15 protein-coding genes are annotated in these 17,908 nt (G+C 71.7%); 5 read left to right on the forward strand and 10 right to left on the reverse strand.

Features of this window, described 5'->3' with window-relative positions; all coding sequences use genetic code 11:
* Window positions 1-3: 3 nt before the first annotated feature.
* On the reverse strand, window positions 4-2,448 hold the full coding sequence (locus VF647_03660; protein HEX8451166.1) for a TonB-dependent receptor: 2,445 nt from the start codon (window positions 2,446-2,448) through the stop codon (window positions 4-6).
* A 201-nt stretch (window positions 2,449-2,649) separates the two neighbouring features.
* On the opposite strand from VF647_03660, the gene VF647_03665 reads away from it, so the two are divergent.
* The 3 genes from VF647_03665 (at window position 2,650) to VF647_03675 (ending at window position 7,311) form a co-directional block, all read left to right on the forward strand.
* Window positions 2,650-4,983 carry a TonB-dependent receptor gene (locus VF647_03665; GenBank protein ID HEX8451167.1) on the forward strand — a complete coding sequence of 778 codons (2,334 nt, stop codon included), beginning with the start codon at window positions 2,650-2,652 and terminating at the stop codon, window positions 4,981-4,983.
* Complete coding sequence (locus VF647_03670; GenBank protein HEX8451168.1) at window positions 4,983-5,918, forward strand: hypothetical protein; 936 nt, start codon at window positions 4,983-4,985, stop codon at window positions 5,916-5,918. Before VF647_03665 ends, VF647_03670 begins: the two co-directional genes overlap by 1 nt.
* A gap of 187 nt (window positions 5,919-6,105) precedes the next feature.
* Window positions 6,106-7,311, forward strand: a complete 1,206-nt coding sequence (locus tag VF647_03675; protein HEX8451169.1) for a DUF2911 domain-containing protein — start codon at window positions 6,106-6,108, stop codon at window positions 7,309-7,311.
* 142 nt (window positions 7,312-7,453) lie between these two features.
* Here VF647_03675 and VF647_03680 read toward each other — a convergent pair whose 3' ends face one another.
* The gene (locus tag VF647_03680; GenBank protein HEX8451170.1) at window positions 7,454-8,815 is read right to left on the reverse strand and encodes a diguanylate cyclase; all 1,362 of its coding nucleotides are present in this window, start codon (window positions 8,813-8,815) and stop codon (window positions 7,454-7,456) included.
* A 215-nt stretch (window positions 8,816-9,030) separates the two neighbouring features.
* Entirely contained in the window at window positions 9,031-10,134 is a 1,104-nt protein-coding gene (locus VF647_03685; protein HEX8451171.1) for an ATP-dependent 6-phosphofructokinase, read from the reverse strand.
* Window positions 10,135-10,321: 187 nt separating this feature from the next.
* On the opposite strand from VF647_03685, the gene VF647_03690 reads away from it, so the two are divergent.
* Window positions 10,322-10,618 carry a metal-sulfur cluster assembly factor gene (locus VF647_03690; GenBank protein ID HEX8451172.1) on the forward strand — a complete coding sequence of 99 codons (297 nt, stop codon included), beginning with the start codon at window positions 10,322-10,324 and terminating at the stop codon, window positions 10,616-10,618.
* Window positions 10,619-10,736: 118 nt separating this feature from the next.
* Here the strand turns inward: VF647_03690 and VF647_03695 are convergent, their stop codons facing one another.
* The 7 genes from VF647_03695 to mprF all read right to left on the reverse strand — a co-directional run bounded on the left by VF647_03695 (window position 10,737) and on the right by mprF (window position 16,382).
* Window positions 10,737-11,081, reverse strand: coding sequence for a hypothetical protein (locus VF647_03695; GenBank protein ID HEX8451173.1), 345 nt, complete (start codon window positions 11,079-11,081; stop codon window positions 10,737-10,739).
* A gap of 57 nt (window positions 11,082-11,138) precedes the next feature.
* The gene (locus VF647_03700) at window positions 11,139-11,342 is read right to left on the reverse strand and encodes a hypothetical protein (protein ID HEX8451174.1); all 204 of its coding nucleotides are present in this window, start codon (window positions 11,340-11,342) and stop codon (window positions 11,139-11,141) included.
* Window positions 11,339-11,779 (reverse strand): hypothetical protein, encoded by a 441-nt coding sequence (locus VF647_03705; protein ID HEX8451175.1) that lies wholly within the window; start codon window positions 11,777-11,779, stop codon window positions 11,339-11,341. The genes VF647_03700 and VF647_03705 overlap by 4 nt, the downstream gene beginning before the upstream one ends.
* A gap of 79 nt (window positions 11,780-11,858) precedes the next feature.
* The gene (locus VF647_03710) at window positions 11,859-12,392 is read right to left on the reverse strand and encodes a metal-dependent hydrolase (GenBank protein ID HEX8451176.1); all 534 of its coding nucleotides are present in this window, start codon (window positions 12,390-12,392) and stop codon (window positions 11,859-11,861) included.
* A gap of 219 nt (window positions 12,393-12,611) precedes the next feature.
* Window positions 12,612-12,920 carry a hypothetical protein gene (locus tag VF647_03715; GenBank protein ID HEX8451177.1) on the reverse strand — a complete coding sequence of 103 codons (309 nt, stop codon included), beginning with the start codon at window positions 12,918-12,920 and terminating at the stop codon, window positions 12,612-12,614.
* Between the two features lie 86 nt (window positions 12,921-13,006).
* The gene (locus VF647_03720; protein HEX8451178.1) at window positions 13,007-13,723 is read right to left on the reverse strand and encodes an AcvB/VirJ family lysyl-phosphatidylglycerol hydrolase; all 717 of its coding nucleotides are present in this window, start codon (window positions 13,721-13,723) and stop codon (window positions 13,007-13,009) included.
* A gap of 106 nt (window positions 13,724-13,829) precedes the next feature.
* Window positions 13,830-16,382: a bifunctional lysylphosphatidylglycerol flippase/synthetase MprF gene (gene mprF, locus VF647_03725; GenBank protein HEX8451179.1), complete on the reverse strand. Its 2,553-nt coding sequence runs from the start codon at window positions 16,380-16,382 to the stop codon at window positions 13,830-13,832.
* A gap of 368 nt (window positions 16,383-16,750) precedes the next feature.
* On the opposite strand from mprF, the gene VF647_03730 reads away from it, so the two are divergent.
* The gene (locus VF647_03730) at window positions 16,751-17,875 is read left to right on the forward strand and encodes a S8 family serine peptidase (GenBank protein HEX8451180.1); all 1,125 of its coding nucleotides are present in this window, start codon (window positions 16,751-16,753) and stop codon (window positions 17,873-17,875) included.
* Window positions 17,876-17,908 lie beyond the last annotated feature (33 nt).

Below are 17,908 nucleotides of genomic sequence, written 5' to 3' on the forward strand. Positions count from 1 at the left end.
CCGTCAGAAGCTCAGCCGGAAGCCGATCACCGGGAGCGTCGGGAGCCCCGGATCGAAGTCGTCGAAGCCGCTGGCCAGCCCCGGCGCGCACCCCACGCCAAACTCGCCGCAGGGCACGCTTCCCTTGTAGCGCCCCCTGTTCTCGTTTCCCAGCGCGTTGCGAAGCTGGAGGTACGCCCCCAGCCGCGCGCCCCGCAGGTGCCCGCTCCACTCCGCCAGCAGGTCCAGGCTGCGGTAGCCCCGCGCGCGCTGCGCCCCCGGCGCCTCGGCGATCGGCGGCGTCCCCACCTGGCACTCGGTGGGCGAGGTGCAGAAGTAGGTTCCGCCGAAGCGGCGCGTGTACGGCACGCCGCTCGACGCGGTGTACGCCGCGCCAAGCTGCACGCCGCGCCCCGCGCGCAGGTAGGCGGTCGCGTCGAAGGTGTGGCGCTGCTCCTCCGGCGCCGGATAGGTGAGCCCCCGCGCCGTGATCTCGGAGCGGGCGAAGGCGTACGACGCGGACGCCGTCCAGCGCCCGGCCAGCCGCCGCGCGGAGAGCTCCACGCCGCGAGCGTTCCCCCCGCCGGACACGAAGAGCGGGCGGTCGAGCTGCGGGCCGGGGGTTGGGTCCTGCACCGCCATCCCGACGGTGTGGCGCACGTACGCCGTGGCCGAGCCGAGCCAGCCCCCGCCCAGCCACCGCTCCGCGCCCAGGGTGGCGATGTCCGCCCGGGCGGCGGGGGCGTCGCTGCCGGCGAGGGCGTAGACGTACTCGGAGGGGTGCTCCCGGTACGCCGGCACGCCCGCGGGAGCCAGCGCCTGCACGTACTGGAAGCTGCGCCCTGCGCCTGCCGAGAGGGAAAACGCCGGATCCACCTGGAAGCGGGCGGCGACGCGCGGGGCCAGCCGCACCGGGCCGCCGTTGCGCACCGCGGGTCCCGCCTCCACGCGCATCCCCGTCTCGACGGTGAGGCGGCCGATAGGCCTCCAGCGCCGCTCGCCCCAGAGCGCCGCCCATGCAAGCGCCTCGTCGCGCACCAGCGGCTCGTTGTCCAGGCCGGGGAGGTACTCGCGATTCAGCGCGAAGCCGCGGAAGCTCACGCGCTCACTCACCAGCGCGTATCCGGCCCTCCATGGCGCGGGGGCAGCGCCGGCCACGCGCGGCGTCACATCGCCCGAGAGCTCCAGGTGCGTCGCGCGGTTGGACGAGGGCGGCACGCTGGGCGCGCTGTACACATCGGAGGTATCCGCCGGGTTCGACCGCAGGCGCGAGCGGAAGCGGCTGATGCCGAGCGTGTGCGCCGCCTCCAGCCCGCGGAACGGGGTGCGCAGGGTGGCGCGCGCCGCCTCGCTCCCCCAGGAGCCGGAGCCCTCGTCCACGATGTCCGGGATCATCCCGCCGAGGCGGTCGCGCGAGACGAGGGCGCTGGCCTCCAGCGTGCGGCCGGCTCCCAGCCGCCGGTCGTAGCGCGCGGCGACGTCGTGGAAGGAGTAGGGGACGTGCTCCAGATCCGGCACGCTGCCAGCCACGGCCCGGGTAAGCCAGTCCAGGTAGGTGCGACGCCCCGCCACCATCCAGGCATCCCTCCCCTCCGCCGTCTCGCCGTCCAGTGCCAGCCGCGCGCTCACCAGCGACAGCTCACCGACGCCCGCCAGCGATCCGCCGCTTCCGCCGCGGCGCGACCTCACGTCCAGCGCGCCGGCCGCGGCACCGCCCAGCGATGCGGGCTGCACGCCGGGGTGCAGAAAGGCCGCGCCCACCGCGTCCGCGTTGACGCCGGAGAAGGTGCCGAGGCCGTGCACGGGGTTGAGGAGGGGGAGGCCGTCGAAGTACACCCGCGTCTGGTCCCAGCGAGCGCCGCGGGTCCACAGCTCCGCGCCGTAGTCGTCGCCCGCCGCGATGCCGGGAAGGCGCTGCAGGGCGCGGAAGAGGTCCGACTCGCCGAGCGTGATCCCCTCCTCCACGTCCGCGTGGGTAATGGAGCGCACGTCGCTGGACGCGTGGAGTCGCTGCCGCTCCCGCTCGGCCGCCAGGCGGTACTCGCCGCGCTGCGTTGGCTCGGCGGTGCGGGCGTAGCGGTCCGCGGCGGCGGCGGGCGGGGCGGTGGCGTGCAGCGGCGGGAGCGCCACCGGCTGCACCGTGAGCCCCACCGAGACGCTGGGGTCCGCCCCGCCGTGCAGCTCCACCTCCACCGATGCCGCCTGGTAGCCGATCCGCCGCACCCGCAGCGTGTAGGCGCCCGGCGCGAGGCCGGCGAAGGTGTAGCGCCCGGCCGCATCCGTGCGCACGACGCGCCCCTCCCGGGCCCGCGCCGCGTCGCGCGGCTCCAGCGCGACGGTGGCGTCCGCGAGCGGGAGCGACGTCGATGCGTCGATGATCATCCCCGAAACGCCGCCCGCCGCCTGCCCCGCCGCCGGAAGCGCGAGGAGGAGGATCAGGAAGAGCGCGAGGCGGAGCGGACGGATCACGATCGTTCGGCTGGAAGGAAGTGCCGCGGCGGAGCGCCCGCCGGCCACGAAGCTACAATGCCCCACCCGTGTGCCTTCTGACGGACGCCCGGTTGTCATAAACCCGGACGGTCGCGCATTGACGGGGTGCAGGAACAGCGCCGGGGCGGGCTCACACCCGCCCCGCGCTCCTTTTATCGCGACAGCACCCGGATCCTTGAAGTGATACTCGCAGCCATCATCGCCGCGCTCCTCCCCACGGCCACCGTGCGCGGCACCGTGCACGCCGAGGGGTCGCGCGAGCCCGTCGCATACGCCACCGTGCGGCTGGTGGAGCCACGCCGCGCCGCCCGAACCGACGAGCGCGGCCTCTTCGTGGTACCCGATGTTCCGCAGGGAAGCTGGCGCGTGACGGTCACCGCCGCCGGCTATCAGCCAAAGGACACGGTCCTGGTCGTACCCGCCACCGGCACGCTGGAGGTGACGATCGGCCTGCGCGCGGCGGCCATCGCGCTGCCGGGGATCGAGGCGCGCGGCCGGCAGGAGAGCCGCGCCGCGTCGACCGCCGGCCCCGGCGCCACCCGCATCGAGGCGCGCGAGATCGACGCCGCGCCGGCGCTGGCCGAGGCGGACGTTCTGCGCACCGTTCAGCTCCTGCCCTCCGTGGCGGCGGCGAGCGACTTCAGCAGCGCGCTGTACGTGCGCGGCGGCTCGCCAGACCAGACGCTGGTGATGCTGGACGGCACGCCCCTCTTCAACCCGTACCACCTGGGCGGCCTCTTCGGCGCCATCGACCCGGACGCGGTGGCGGCGGTGGACGTGCTCCCCGGCGCCTTCCCCGCGCGCGTGGGCGACCGGCTCTCCGGCATCATCGACATCCAGACGCGCGACGGCGGGCGCGACCGGGTGCGCGGCTTCGGCGGCACCTCGCTGATCTCCAGCCGCGCGGGCGTGGAAGGGCCGCTCCCCGGCGCGCGCGGCAGCTACCTGGTCTCCGTGCGGCGCACCTACCTGGACCTGTTCACGAAGGCGGCGTACGGGCTGGGCCTCATCGACGGGACGCTCCCCTACGCCTTCACCGACGGGCACCTCAAGCTGACGCACGACGTGGGGACGCTGGGCCGCCTCTCCGTCGCCGCGTACGTGGACGAGGAGGGGCTCGGCATGCCGCGCGAGCGCCCGGACCCGGAGGTCACGCCGCGTCCGGGGCCGCGCGACGACATCAACTTCGGATGGGGCTCGCGGGTGGGCTCGCTCCGCTTCCGGCGTCCGCTGGCGCCCAACGTGGTGGCCGAGCTGCGCGGCGCCGTCAGCACCTTCCACGGCGACTTCAACGTGGCCGAGGCACGCTACGCGGGCGATGAGCGGCCGGACACGCTCGTGAAGGTCCTGGGCGCGCGCATGCGGATGCGCGACGTGATGGCCGGCGCGGACCTCACCTGGCACGCGCGTAGCCACCAGCTTCGCGGCGGCGTGCAGTGGGACGGGTACCGCTTCTTCCACGACGTGGCCGAATACGACGACGGCGCCGGCCCCTTCTTCACCGGCTCCTTTCGCCGTGAAGACACGCCCGCCACCATCGCGGCGTACGTGGAGGACGAGTGGCAGCCGACGCCGCTGCTGCGGGTGCGGGGCGGCGTGCGCATGCTGGCCGCGGGGGAACGCGGTACCGAGATCCTCCCCCGCATCGGCGCGCAGTACACGCTCACGCCGTCGCTGACGCTCACCCTGGGCGGCGGGCGCTCGGCGCAGGTGATCCAGTCGCTGCGCAGCGAGGAGTCGCTGGGCGCATCGGTGATGGCGTACGACTTCCTCGCCGCCGTCCCCACGAGCACCGGCCTCTCCACCGCCACCGACGTGGTGGGCGGCGCGGAGTGGGTGCGCGGCACGACGTCGGTGCGGCTCGACGCATTCGCCAAGCGCCTCGGCAACGTCCCCCTCCCGCAGCTCCCCGGCGACATCACGGAGGCGCCGATCATCGTGAACGAGGGCTTCCTGGCGGCGACGGGGACGGCCCGCGGCGTGGAGCTGCTGGCCCGCCACGCGCGCGGCCGGGCGCTCTATTCGCTCGCCTACGCCCTCAACGGCGTGCGCATGCGGGTGGCGGGCGAGGAGTACACGCCGCGCTTCGAGCGGCGGCACACGTTGGATGCCGTTGCCCTCCTCCCGTGGGGACGGCGCGGCGAGGTGAGCGGGCGGCTGGCGCTGGCGTCGGGGCAGCCGTACACCCCGCCGGCCGGCTACGGCTACTCGGTGCGTTACGACCCGTACACCGGGCGCTACGTGCAATCGGGCGCCACGGTGCTGCTGGATGACCACAACAGCGGCCGCCTTCCGGGCTACTTCCGCGTGGACGTGGGAGTGCGGCGCAGCTACGAGCCGCGCTTCTTCGGCCGCAGGACGACGGTTACGCCGTTCCTGCAGATCGTGAACGTGCTCAACACGCCCAACGTGCTGGCGGGCCTTCCGGAGCTCTACGGCGAGGCGGGGCCGCAGATCGAGTACGCTCCGCAGCTACCCATCCTCCCGACGATCGGATTCGAATGGAAGTTCTGATGAAGCGAATCGCGGCGGCCGCCCTGGTGCTGGCGGCGGCCGGCTGCTCGTTCCTGCGCGACCCCAGCCCGATCGAAGCGCTGGGGGAGAACACGGTCGTGCACGCCGTGCTGGTGACGGGCACGGACACGGTGCAGGTGCTGGTGATCCGCGCCGGCCCCGGCACCGACCCCGCGACGGGCGCGAACGTCACCGTGCGCCCCGTCATCGGCGCGGACGTGCGGCTGGGCGACGTGCGGCTCACCGAGTCCGCGCCCTGCTACGCGGGCTACGACCCCGGCGGGCCTCCGGGCGAGCAGCCGCGGACCGCGGGGTGCTACACGACGGTCATCCCCGGCGGCGTGCGGCCGGGGACGGTGTACGCGCTCCGGGTGGGGCTGCCGGGGGGCGGCACCATCGAAGGCCATGCGACCGCGCGCGCCGCCCTTACCATCCACGACCCGCAGCCGGGCGCGCGCATCCAAGTCCGCTCGCCCAACGAGAGCCCGCAGAGCGTCGCGGTGCGGCTGACCGGTGTGGGTCGGGCGGCGGCGGTCTACGTGGACTTCCTCACGCTCGCGGCGTTCCGGGGCGGGAGCGCGGTTCCAAATGGCATCTGCTCCGTGGTGTACCCGCGCGATCTCCAGCTGGAGGCGAATGCGGAGGGCGTGGTGCGCACCGATGTGTATGGCGCGCACTGCGTGGAGCGCACCAACCCCAACGGCACGGGCGACAAGCCCTTCCGCCCGGATTCGGTCCGTGCGCGGCTCCGGGTTATGGCCTTCGACAGCGCGTACGTCCGCTACATCAGGCAGACGAGCGAGGATGCGGTATCCGTCCGCGAGGCGCGGGTGGGGCTCACGAGCGGCCTCGGCCTCTTCGCCGCCGCCGCCCGCGCCGACCGCGACGTCGTGATCATTCCGTGCGCGTCGCAGGCGGCCTGCCCGCAACCCTGAAAAGCAACAGCGGCCTCACACAGAGACACAGAGACACAGAGAGAACCGCAAGAGGTTTTCTCTGTGGCTTGCAGTCCCTTCTGTGTACTCTATGTGAGGCTTTTTGCTTGTTGGACTTGTGCGCGAGGCGCGCGGACGGCAAGCTACACGCCGCCGTTCGCGTGAACCCCTCAGCACACGAGTCCCGATGACCAGAACGTTCGTTCGCCCGCTCGCCGCAATCGCGCTCGCACTGGCCGCCGGGGCGTGCGGCGGAGGGGCGGCGATGGAGACCCCGGCCCCCGCGCCCGCCGCCGCGCCGCAGAGCGAGAGCGCGGCGTTCGTCGTCACCATCGGCACCGACACGGTCTCGGTGGAGCGCTACACCCGCACCGCCACCACCCTCACCGGCGAAGTGGTCACGCGCACGCCGCGCACCACCGCGCGCTCGTATCGGGCGCAGCTCCGGCCTGACGGCTCCGTGTCGTCGGTGGAGGTGACGACGCGGGTGCTGAACGCGCCGCCCTCCACGCCGCCCACCATCGCCACCGTCACCTTTGGCAGCGACACGGCGTCGGTGCGTGTGGCGCGGGGGGACAGCGTGCAGAACCAGCGCATCTCCGCGGGCGCGAACGCGTTCCCGCAGCTCGGCGCCTACGCGCTGTACGAGCAGGCGATCATGCACACGCGCCGCGCGGGGATGGGGGAGGCGCGGCTCCGCTTCCTGGCTCCGGGCGCTCCGCAGCCGGGCAACGTCGGGATCCGCACGCTCGGCGCCGACTCGCTGGAGCTGACCACCGGCGCCGGCCCCGCGACGGTCCGCATCGACTCGGCGGGGCGGCTGCTGGCGCTGAGCGGCCTGCAGAGCACGCAGAAGTTCATCGTGCGGCGCCTCCCCTCGCTGGACGTGGCGGCGCTGGGCGCATCGTACGCGCAGCGCGAGGCGTCCGGCAGCGGGCTGGGCACCCTCTCCCCGCGCGACAGCGTGCGCGCGACGATCGGCGGCGCGAACATCGTGATCGACTACGGCCGCCCGCTGAAGCGCGGGCGCCGCGTGCTGGGCGAGGTGGTGCCGCTGGACCAGGTGTGGCGCACGGGCGCGAACGCCGCCACCGGCCTGCGCACCGACCGGGACCTGGTGATCGGCGGCACGCGCGTCCCGGCGGGCTCGTACACGCTCTTCTCCCTCCCCTCGCGCGACGGCTGGAAGCTGATCGTCAGCCGCCAGACGGGCCAGTGGGGCACCGAGTATCACCCCGAGCAGGACCTGGCGCGCATCGACCTCCAGCGCCGCGCCGCCACCCCCGCCGTCGAGCAGTTCACCATCCGCATCGATCCCTCCGGCGCCGGCGCCGGCACCCTGCGCATGCTGTGGGACGACTTCGAGCTCGCGGCGCCCATCGAGGTACGGTAGAAGGTGCGTTAGTGCGTTAGTGCGTTAGTGCGTGAGTGCGTAAAAAAGACGGGGCGGCGCCGGTGTGGCGCCGCCCCGTTCTACGTCCGATCCTTTGGTTTGTAACGCACTAACGCACTCACGCACTCACGCACTTCTGTTCTTACGCCGGCTCCACCCGATTCCGCCCGTTCGCCTTGGCCTGGTACAGCGCCCGGTCGGCGGAGCGGATGAGGGCGGCACTGTCCGCGCCGTCCTCGGGGAAGGAGGCCACGCCGAAGCTGGCGGTCATGGAGCGCGGGACCTCGGCCGTGGGCGGGAGCGACTCCACCAGCTCGCGCAGGCGCTCGGCCATGGTGAGGCCGTCCTCTTTGGAGGTGGCCGGGAAGACGAGCGCGAACTCCTCGCCGCCGTAGCGGCATGCGCTGTCGCTGGCGCGGAAGGTGTGGCGAACGACGCGCCCGATCCGCTGCAGCGCCTGGTCGCCGACCTCGTGGCCGTAGTCGTCGTTGATGCGCTTGAAGTGGTCGATGTCCATGAACACCAGCGACAGCGGGTGCTGGTGGCGCAGCGCGCGCGACAGCTCGTTCGCCAGCACCTCGTCGAAGCCGCGCCGGTTGTGGCACCCCGTGAGCGGGTCGAGCGTGGCCTGCGCGCGCAGCCGGTCGTGCAGCTCCGCGTTGCGCATGGCGATGGCGGACGAGTCGGCCAGGGCGCGCAGGAGCGCCAGGTCGTGCTCCTCGTACGGCGAGTCGGATAGGCGGCGGCCCAGGATCAGAACCCCCGCCCCCGCGCTCCCCAGGTCCAGCGGCGCCACCACCCCCACCTCGGCCGGGACGTGGTCGCGGATCGGCGCGTCGTTGGGCGGCACCACCGGCGCGCCGCCCGAGGGGGCGATTTCCTGCACCACCCTGGCCGGAATCCCGCGCGCCACCAGCGACCCGCGCGGCGAGCGCACGGCGCGGCAGGTGTACTCGTCGCCCTCGGTCAGGTAGAGCGCGGCCCACCAGGCGAAGAAGACCTCGCCCACCGAGTCCAGCACCATCTTCACCGTCTCGTCCGAGCTGCGCACCACGGCCAGCGTGCGCGCCACCTGCTGCAGGGCGTTGAGGTGGAAGCGCAGCTGGTCCAGCTCGTCGGCGGTGGCGGCGCGCTCGGCCTGCACGGCCCACACCCGCGCCAGCTCGCGCTCCACCGCCGCGCGCAGCGGCGCGGGAAGGGCGTGCGCCTCCTCGTCCGCGCAGAGCGTCCCCTCGCCGCCGGGAGCGGCGAAGCGGGCGAGGACGGCCAGGTCCGCACCCGTGTCGCCCACGGCCAGTGGCACCGGGCGCCGCGGCACGCGCAGGCAGAGCCGCCCGCCGGCCAGCCGCCGCACCGCGTCCACGCACCCCTGCGCCACCTCGTCCACCGTGCCGGTGAGCGGCACCCGCGCGAACGCGAGCGCCACCTCCGGCGAGAAGGGCGCGACGTGCGCGGCTTCCGGCCGGTGGGCACCGATCAGGAGGGCGGAGGAGGAGAGGCTCACGGGAGGGACGGGTTACAGGGAAGGATCCAGGCGGGGAGCCGGGGGTGAGGGGCGAGTAGCCTCATGGCATCACCCGTTCCACATCGGAGCCACGCATCCGCCACCCCGCGCAAATCCACCCGCCGCAACGAAGTACACGCCGCGGAAGCCGCGCCCGCCGTCCCGCGCCACCCGGCAGCGGCGCGGGAGAACGCGGGACCTCCTGCAAAATGCCGTCAGTCGCCGAAGGAGATGCCGAGCTGCCGGGCGGACATCACCAGGTCCATGTCCATCGTCACGCGCTTCAGCTCGGAGATGGCATCGGCGAGCGGCACGGAGGTGACGCTCTGGCCCTGGAGCGCCACCATCGTCCCCAGCCGCCCGTCGCGGATGCAGCGCACCGCCGCCGCCCCGAAGCGCAGCGCCAGGTTGCGGTCGAACGCCGTGGGCGAGCCGCCGCGCTGGATGTGGCCCAGCGTCAGGGTGCGCGCTTCCTTGCCGGTGAGCTCCTCCAGCTCGGCCGCCAGCCGGTCCGCGATGCCGCCGTAGCGCCCCGTGGAATCCGCGTACGAGGGCTCTTCGCCGGCGGCCTTCGCGCCCTCGGCGATCACCACGATGCTGAAGCGGCGGCCGTGCCTCTCGCGCTCCAAGATCTTGGCGGCCACCTTCTCGGCGGAGTACGGCACCTCGGGAAGGAGGATGATGTCCGCCCCGCCGGCCAGCCCGCTCTCCAGCGCGATCCATCCCACGTGCCGCCCCATCACCTGCACCACCATGATCCGCTGGTGCGCCTCGGCGGTGGAGTGAAGGCGCCCGATAGCGTCCGTCGCCACCTCCACCGCCGTCTGGAAGCCGAAGGTGAGGTCGGTTGCGCGCAGGTCGTTGTCGATCGTCTTGGGGACGCCGATCACCGGCAGCCCCTTCTTCTGCAGCTCGTGCGCGATGTTCAGCGACCCGTCGCCGCCGATGGCGATCAGCGCGTCGATCTCCATGGAGCGGAAGGCGTCGACGATCTCCTGGGAGCGGTCCACCGTCCCCCAGGTGCCGTCCGGCTTGCGCACCTCCAGGCCGAAGGGATTCCCGCGCGTGGTCGTCCCCAGGATGGTGCCGCCCAGGTGGTGGATGCCGCGGACGGAGGTGGCGGTCAGGGGGAAGATGCCGGGCTCGCCGTCCACCTCGCCCTCCAGCAGCCCCATGTAGCCGCGGCGGATGCCGAGCACCTCCCACCCTTCGTGGAGGGCGGCCAGCGTGGCGGCGCGGATGACGGCGTTGAGCCCCGGGGCGTCGCCGCCCCCCGTGTTGATGGCGATGCGGCGGATGCCGCCCTTTCCTTGACTCATCCGGGCGTTGATCTCACGAAGGCGAAGCGCGGCCCGCCGGTGCGGTGGGCGCGGAGCCCCAAAGATACGGGGCGCCCCGGCACGTGCAAGCGACGCTCCACCCGGGTTGACAGGGGCGCGCCCCCGCCGGTATGCTCCGGCAGAGCGGCCCGCTTCACGGCCGCACCCTCGCCGCAAGGATTTGCAGATGGTCAAGGAAGCTGACGTGCGCAAGGCGCTGCGCAAGGTAAAGGACCCCGAGATGAACCTGGACCTAGTGGTCCTCGGGCTGATCTACGGCATCGACGTCAAGGGCTCGCACGTGGACGTCACCATGTCGCTGACCTCCCCCGGCTGCCCGGTGGCGGGCGACCTCCTGAAACAGGCGCAGGAAGCGGTCGAATCCGTGCCCGGCGTGGAGAGCGCCGAGGTCGAGCTGACCTTCACCCCGCCGTGGACGATGGACCGCATCCCGCCCACGATCCGCGCGGCACTCGGGTTCTGAGAAGGGCGTCACACAGAGAGCACAGAGGGAACCGCAAGGCACAGAAGAACGAGGGTGCGCCGGCAGCAGCGCACCCTCGTCGCTTTGTCCCCGCACCCGGAGGGACGATGTTCCGTAACTACGAGAGGGACCGTACGAGGAATCCTCTTCCCGCGCGAAACGACCCGAGGAGCTTGCAATTGCCTCGCGCGAGCTCCGACTTCATGTCAGGGCTGCCGAAGTCTTTCGAGTTGCGGTTCAGGAACACCTTTGCCGGCAGCGGGTCCTGCTGGAGGTTATGCGCCACAGACGCGTACACGACGGCATCCTGGGGCGAGAGGCTCAACTCGCCTTCCACCGTGGACGCGCGGTCGAGAATCTCTCCCGTCGTCGGGAGGATGTGCGCGATCCGGTGAACGCGCTCCACCACCTGGTCGAGGCGGCGGCGCTCCTCGTCGCCACTGCCGAGGAGCGCCGAGGTCACATCGCGGCTCTTTAAGGCAAGGCCGGCGTACGGTTTCGACCTGGCCAGCTCGCGAACCTACTGCTCGAGCCAGTTGTTGAATTCCACCCGCCGGCGCGCCTGGCGCAGCACGCTCATCCTTGCCTCGACGACGGCGAAGGCCGGCAGCAGGAGGCGGATGCGGCCGCTCTCGGCCAGCGCCAGGATCTCCTCACAGCTTTCATGCTCCTCCTGGAGGTAGGCGAGCTCCAGGAGGAAGTTGGATTCGGCGTAGACGATCATACGCCGGCGGGCATGACCACTGTAGCGTTGCGGGCGCACTCGCGGAGCCCGGAATCCGTGAGCCATTCCGACCCGCCGTTCAGAGTGCCGTGCACCAGGTCGTCGAGCCAGAGGCCCACGACCGCCTCGAATCCGACCTTGCTGAACTCGTGCAGAGGCGTACGGAGATTTTCCAGGTATGGCCGCAGGACTTCTCGGGTCGGCGCCTGGTAGTCGGGCGGAACCAGTTGAAGCAGAGGAGGCTGCTTCCAGAGGAAGAAATGATCGCGGAGCGCCAGCAGGAAAAAGGGCGCGTCCGGAAGGAAGCCGCGTACGGCGAGGTCGTGCCTCATCTCCGCAGCCCACTCCGGTGAGGCGTTGGGGCGGTTCCTGGCCTCGACGGCCAGCACAAGCCCTTCGTTGGGGGCCCGGACTACGAAATCGGGTGCCGTGCTCATGCAAGCCTCGCTGGTACGGTCGCGTGTGTTCGTGAGGGTGCGTGCAATTGAATACCCCGGATGCGCCCCGCGGTATCCCTCACCCCGCGCGCGCAGACCCCATGCCTCCGCGCGACCCTCCAACAGAACGCAACCGCCGGTACCGCCACAGCGCCGCAACGATCAGCGCCATCTCCAGCGCAAAGGTCCAGTGCAGGACGAAGTTGAGGACCCACGGATCGTACCGGGCGCGCACTGTTGTGAGAGCAAGCTCCACGTCCGAAAAGGGCCACAGCCACCGGATCCCGCCCGCGACGGTGTCCAGCACGAGGTGCAGGAGCACGTTGATCCCCAGGATCGCCAGCGCCAGCCACGCCGTCCGCCGCGCGCGGAGGACGCCCAGCACGGCCGCCGCCATCCCCAGCGCCGCCACCCACGCGAGCGGCAGGTGCGGCAGATAGGCGTGGTGGACGTGCCGCCGCTCGTCCACGAAGTAGAAGTAGAACAGGTCCAGGTCCGGCAGCACGCTCGCCGCGAGCCCGAGCAGCAGCAGGCGCCGCCGCTCGCGAGGCGCCGATCTCCCCAGCAGCGGAGTGGTAGCGAGGTACCCCGCCGGAAGGTGGCCGATGAACAAAGATGCCCGGGATGGCGAAAGGGGATGATACTCCAGCGTCGAAGATACGCCTCCACAACGTCCCCTACCAGCACCCACAACCCTCGCAGTTTCCTCTCTCCGCGCCTCTGCGTCTCCGCGTGAGGCCATGCAGTAGAAGCTCGCCACGCACCGGCCCCAGCAAACGCAGAACGGCCCGGCGAGGATGCTCCCCCGCCGGGCCGCCTCACCACCGCGTGCTCAGTCGAGGAGGAGCATCGCGAGGATCACGCCGATCGCGACCGCCGCGACCGTGTACCAGAAGTTCGTGCCGAGCTGCTGCTGCCTGCCCTGGTTCCGCTCCTGCGCCACCGCACGGATCGTCGCGTCGGCCTGCTCCGGGGTCACGCGGAGCGACGGCGTGGCGTCCTCCGAAGCCGGCTCCTTCTTCGGCTCGGCGGCCTGCTGGGTCGCCGGAGCGGGGGTGAAAGGCGACTTCTCGATCTGCTGCGCCGCCGCGGGGGCGGCGCACAGGGCGAGCACTGCGGCGGTCCAGATCACCTTGCGCATGAGTCCTCCGGGTGATGGAAATACGCGATCCGCTCACCGTTCGGGAGCGGATGCACACTCCCTTGCAATCTCCGTGCGTCGGCCGCTCACCTGCCCTCCACCGAGCGCGCCAGATCGAGCACGACGCGCTTCAGCCGCGGATAGTCGCCGCGAAAGTGGTGCCCGCCGCGCAGCTCCACCACCGTCGCGCCGGAGGTGGCCATCTCGGGACACGCCCCGTTCTCGTCGCCATGGCCGTGGATGCACAGCACGCGCAGGCCGCGCAGCTTCTCCATCTCCGGACGCACGGCCCGGGACGGCGCGGAGGAGCGGGTCCACCACTGCCGCACGCGGAACTCGAAGACGGCGTCGTTCGCCAGCGCCAGCAGCGCGACGCCGTCCACCCGGGCGTGCGTCTCCTTCGGCAGGCGGTTGAGGAGGAAAGGAGCGACATCCGCGCCCATCGAGTACCCCACCACCAGCACGCGCTCCCGGTGCCACCGCGCGCCGAAGTGGCGGATGACGAGGTCCAGATCGGCGGCCGCCTCGTCGGGGGTGCGCGGGGTCCAGTAGTACGAGGCGCTGTGCCACACCACGGCGGGGATGCCGGCCGCGCGCAGATCCTTCGCCACGCGGTTTCCCAGCCCGGCGAATGGACCGTCGCCGGAGAGGATCACGGCCATCGAGCGCCCCCCGTCCTCCACCGGGAGCACCCGCAGCGGCAGCGTGCGCGGACCGTGCGGCGGCGGACTCGGGAGCGTGACCCGCGCGCATCCCGCCGAGGCGGCCAGCAGGGCAACGGCGGCCCGTGCACGAACCTTCATTCAGCGTACAACTCCAAAACCAGGGCTCACACAGAGACACAGAGACACAGAGAGAGACCTTCTCGTCTTTCCTCTGTGTCTCTGTGTCTCTGTGTGAGATTGCTGTTCAATGTTCGCCCCGGCGAAAGATTCCGCGGTACCCGCCGGCGATCAGGGCGGAGACGTCGGCCATGATGCGGGCAAGGGCGAGGCCGCCGGGGTACGCCAGGTAGCGCGGCTCCCACACCGGGTGGAACTTTTCCTTGTAGCTGCGCAGCCCCTGGAAGTTGTAGAACGCCTCCCCCTGCTCGAAGAGGAAGTGGCCCACGCGCGTCCACACCGGCGCCACGGCGGAGAGCTCCAGGCCCGAGAGCGGCGCCATCCCCAGGTTGAAGCGCCGGAAGCCCTCCTCCTTCCCCCACGCCATCAGCTTCAGCAGGAGCACCTCCATCACGCTGCGCGGCGCGTCGTCGCGAAAGCGCATCAGGTCCACCGAGAGCTCCTGGCGGTCCGCGCCCGGCCACACCGTGGCGAAGGCCATCACGCGCCCCTCCTCCTCGATGACGGCCACCGGAAAACGCCGCACGTACTCGGGGGTGAAGAAGCCGAGCGAGAAGCCTTTCTCCGCCGCGCGCTTGCGCACCAGCCACTCGCGCGACACCTCCTCCAATTGCCCCAGCAGCGCGGGGACCTCGGCGGCGGGGACGACGCGAAAGGTCATCCCGCTGCGCGCGAAGCGGTTGAGAGCCAGGCGGAAGGGCTTGCGGTCCGCGCCGTCCACGTGGAATCCATCCAGCTCCACGAACGCCTCCTCCCCCAGCTTCACGAAGGTGAGCCCGAAGTCCGCGTACTGGTGCAGGCGCTCCTTTCGAACCTGGTAGAACACGGGTACACCGCCGAAGTCGTCGGTGCGGCCGAAGAACTGGCGGATCAGCTCCGTCGCCTCCCGGTGCTCGCCCACGGGGTCGCCCATCGCCACCCACGTGCGCCCCTGCACGCCGTACATCAGGAAGGCGGAGCGGTCCTCGTTGAAGAGGAGCGACTTGTCGCGCAGGTACACCAGGTACGGCACGGTGGAGGGCTGCCGCGCGATGGCCGCCGTCGCCGCCGCCAGCTCGTCCTCGGTGGGCGGGTGGATCTCCGGCGGAGCGGGGCGCAGGAGGCGGAAGACGCCGAAGGCCATGATCGCCACCGTCGCGCCAACGGAGGCGCGGAGGGCGCGCGGGGCGTCCTGGTTGGCCGCGAAGCGCCACCACAGAGCGCTGGAGTACTCCACGTGCGAGAAGGCGAAGAAGGCGAGCCACACCGAGGCGCCCACCACCGCCACCATCGCCAGGATCCACCCCGGGTTGAAGCGTGCGTCAAAGAACTCGGCCTTGCGGTCGAAGGCCGGGCGGCTGAGGATGAGCCCCACCAGCACGAACGCCAGGAGCGACGCCTCCTCGTAGTCGCCGCCCTTGAGGATGGAGGCCGCGATCCCCGCCGCCAGCCCCGCCGCGGCCAGGTAGTACGCCAGGTCCAGCCGCCGCGCCACGCCGTTGGAGACGATCAGCAGCCCCACCCCCACCACGCTTCCCAGGAAGTAGCTGGCCTCCACCACCGCCAGCGGCAGCACACGGGTGAGGGCGTACACGCGCCCCTCCTCGCCCGGCGTGGCGCCGGAGAAGAGGAGCACGCCGCCGCCCACGAAGGTGAACGCCGCCAGCACCTTGGGCGCCAGCTGGAGCGACAGCGCTCCAAAGGTGCTCGTCCAGCGAGCGAAGTAGTGCCGCCGCTGGCGCACCTCGTCCGCCACCAGGATCATCAGCGCCACTCCCAGCGGCCCCACGTAGTACACCAGCCGGTACAGCACCAGCGACGAAAGGAGCTGCTCCGGCGTCAGGTAGCCGCCCAGAAGCACGGCCATCGTCCCCTCGAACACCCCCGCCCCGCCGGGCACGTGGCTGAGCAGGCCGATCATCTGCGCCGTCAGGAAGGCGCTCATGAACTCGGCGTACGAGAGCTGCGAGTGCGGGATCAGCACGTAAAAGATCCCCGCCGCCAGCGCCCAGTCGATGGTGGAGAGGACGAACTGCATCGTCACGATCAGCGGCGGCGGCAGCTCGAACGTCCAGCGCATGAACCGGATCGGGCGGCGCCACACGGCGGAGGCCGTCAGGTACAGGACCGCCGACGCCAGGAGCGCCCACCCCAGCACCCGCGCCGTGACGTCCCAGGTCGCGTTGAGAGTGGGGTGGGGGTCCAGCGCGAGGCTCCATCCACCCAGCACCAGCAGCCCCAGCCAGAAGGTGCTGAAGTAGAAGAGGACGATGCGCGAGATCTCGCCCGCCGTGAGGCCCCAGCGCGAATAGAAGCGGTAACGGACGGAGGTCCCCGAGATCAGGGCGAACCCCACGCTGTTGGAGATGGCGTAGCCGGTGAACGAAGCGATCGACACCTTCCACCAGGGCACCTTGCGCCCGATGTAAAAGAAGCCGAGGAGGTCGAAGCCCGTGAGGATGAAGTAGTTGACCGCGCAGATGAGCACCGACGCCAGGAGCGCGGTGCGCGGAAGCGTGCCGAGCGTGGCGCGCACCTCCCGGTAGCTGACGCCGCGGAGCTGGTAGTGCAGCACGTACCCGGCGGCGGCGAACAGGAGCAGCCCCAGTACCGCGGGCCCCCACAACCGTAGGCGGTTCATGCGCGCGGGGAAGCGACCAGGTGAAGGAAAGGCATCGGTGCGGCTGAGAGGATTCGCGGGTCCGGGGCCAGAATGTACGGCGCCCGCCGGGCAACGGGAAAGAGCCGCGATGGCTTCCACGCGGGGCCCCGCCGTCCGGGGCCAGCCGTCCGATGGCGCACCATCCCGCTTCAAGTGCACCATTCTGGTGCAGTCCGCGGATCCAGCCGGACTCCGCCACAACCCGCAATCAATTGCGGCGCATTCACTTGAAGGGGGCGCGGAACGCACCCCGGTGCGGCCCCCAGCTTGCCGGGATCATAGGCAGCCACACCCGCGCGGGGCCTTCCCTGCCCCCGCATCCCTCGCCCGCCACCCGGAGGACGTACATGCGTCGCAGCACCCCCATCGCCGCCCTTGCCGCGGCGCTTGCCGTCGTGGGCTGCCAGGACAACCGCCTGAGCGCCCCCGAGACCCCGGTCGCCGCCCGGTCCGAGAACGCGCCCATCTACCTGGTGACCTTCCGCGACGGCGTGGACGTGGACGCCGCCGCCGCCGACCTGGCGCGCGGCAACGGCTTCGCCATCCGCCACCTGCGCCACTTCGCGGCCCGCGGCTTCTCGGCGGTGATCCCGGAGTCGCGCATCGCGGCGGTGAGCGGCGATCCGCGCGTGGCGATGGTGGAGCGTGACGGCCCCGTCTCCCTCATCTTCCCGGTGGAAGGCCAGGCGCGTCCCGGCGGCGGCGGCGGAAGCACCGGCCAGACGACGCCGTGGGGGATCAGCCGCGTGGGCGGCTTCGGCGACGGCACGGGGAAGACGGCGTGGATCATCGACAGCGGCATCGACCTGAACCACGCCGACCTGAACACCTCGCGCGCCTGCCACACCTACTTCGCCGGCACCTCACCCGCGGACGGCAACGGGCACGGCACGCACGTGGCGGGGACCATCGCCGCCAAGAACAACTCGATCGACGTGGTGGGCGTGGCGGCGAACGCCTACGTCTGCTCGGTGCGCGTGCTGGGCAACAGCGGCAGCGGCTCGTGGGAAGGGGTGGTGAACGGGGTCAACTACGTGGCCGCCAAGGGCGCCAGCGGCGACGTGGCCAACATGAGCCTGGGCGGCAGCGGCTCCAACGCCACGCTGGAGAAGGCGATCGTGGACGCGGCGGCCAAGGGGATCAAGTTCGTGCTGGCCGCCGGCAACGAGGGCGTGGACGCGAGCACCACCACGCCGTCGCGCACCAACGGCAACAACGTCTACACCATCTCGGCGACGGACGTGAACGACTGCATGCCCTCGTGGTCCAACTGGGGCAACCCGCCGGTGGACTACGCGGCGCCGGGCGTGAGCATCCTTTCCACGCGCAAGGGCGGCGGCACCACCACCATGAGCGGCACCTCGATGGCGGCCCCGCACGCGGCCGGCGTGCTCCTGCTGGGCGGCGCCCGCACCAGCGGCTCCGCCAAGTGCGACCCCGACGGCAACCCGGACCCCATCATCAGCCGGTAACTGCGGGGAATGGGGAATAGGGAATAGGGAATA

The sequence above is a fragment of the Longimicrobium sp. genome (assembly GCA_036387335.1).
In the GTDB taxonomy this organism is placed as follows: Bacteria; Gemmatimonadota; Gemmatimonadetes; order Longimicrobiales; family Longimicrobiaceae; genus Longimicrobium.

What these genes read in the sequence shown, in the direction of transcription:
- VF647_03670 (HEX8451168.1), top strand. Translation starts at nt 4,983, where the DNA reads ATGAAGCGAATCGCGGCGGCCGCCCTGGTGCTGGCGGCGGCCGGCTGC.
- VF647_03675 (HEX8451169.1), top strand. Translation starts at nt 6,106, where the DNA reads ATGACCAGAACGTTCGTTCGCCCGCTCGCCGCAATCGCGCTCGCACTG.
- VF647_03685 (HEX8451171.1), bottom strand. Translation starts at nt 10,134, where the DNA reads ATGAGTCAAGGAAAGGGCGGCATCCGCCGCATCGCCATCAACACGGGG.
- VF647_03690 (HEX8451172.1), top strand. Translation starts at nt 10,322, where the DNA reads ATGGTCAAGGAAGCTGACGTGCGCAAGGCGCTGCGCAAGGTAAAGGAC.
- VF647_03700 (HEX8451174.1), bottom strand. Translation starts at nt 11,342, where the DNA reads ATGATCGTCTACGCCGAATCCAACTTCCTCCTGGAGCTCGCCTACCTC.
- VF647_03705 (HEX8451175.1), bottom strand. Translation starts at nt 11,779, where the DNA reads ATGAGCACGGCACCCGATTTCGTAGTCCGGGCCCCCAACGAAGGGCTT.
- VF647_03715 (HEX8451177.1), bottom strand. Translation starts at nt 12,920, where the DNA reads ATGCGCAAGGTGATCTGGACCGCCGCAGTGCTCGCCCTGTGCGCCGCC.
- VF647_03720 (HEX8451178.1), bottom strand. Translation starts at nt 13,723, where the DNA reads ATGAAGGTTCGTGCACGGGCCGCCGTTGCCCTGCTGGCCGCCTCGGCG.
- mprF (HEX8451179.1), bottom strand. Translation starts at nt 16,382, where the DNA reads ATGAACCGCCTACGGTTGTGGGGGCCCGCGGTACTGGGGCTGCTCCTG.
- VF647_03730 (HEX8451180.1), top strand. Translation starts at nt 16,751, where the DNA reads ATGCGTCGCAGCACCCCCATCGCCGCCCTTGCCGCGGCGCTTGCCGTC.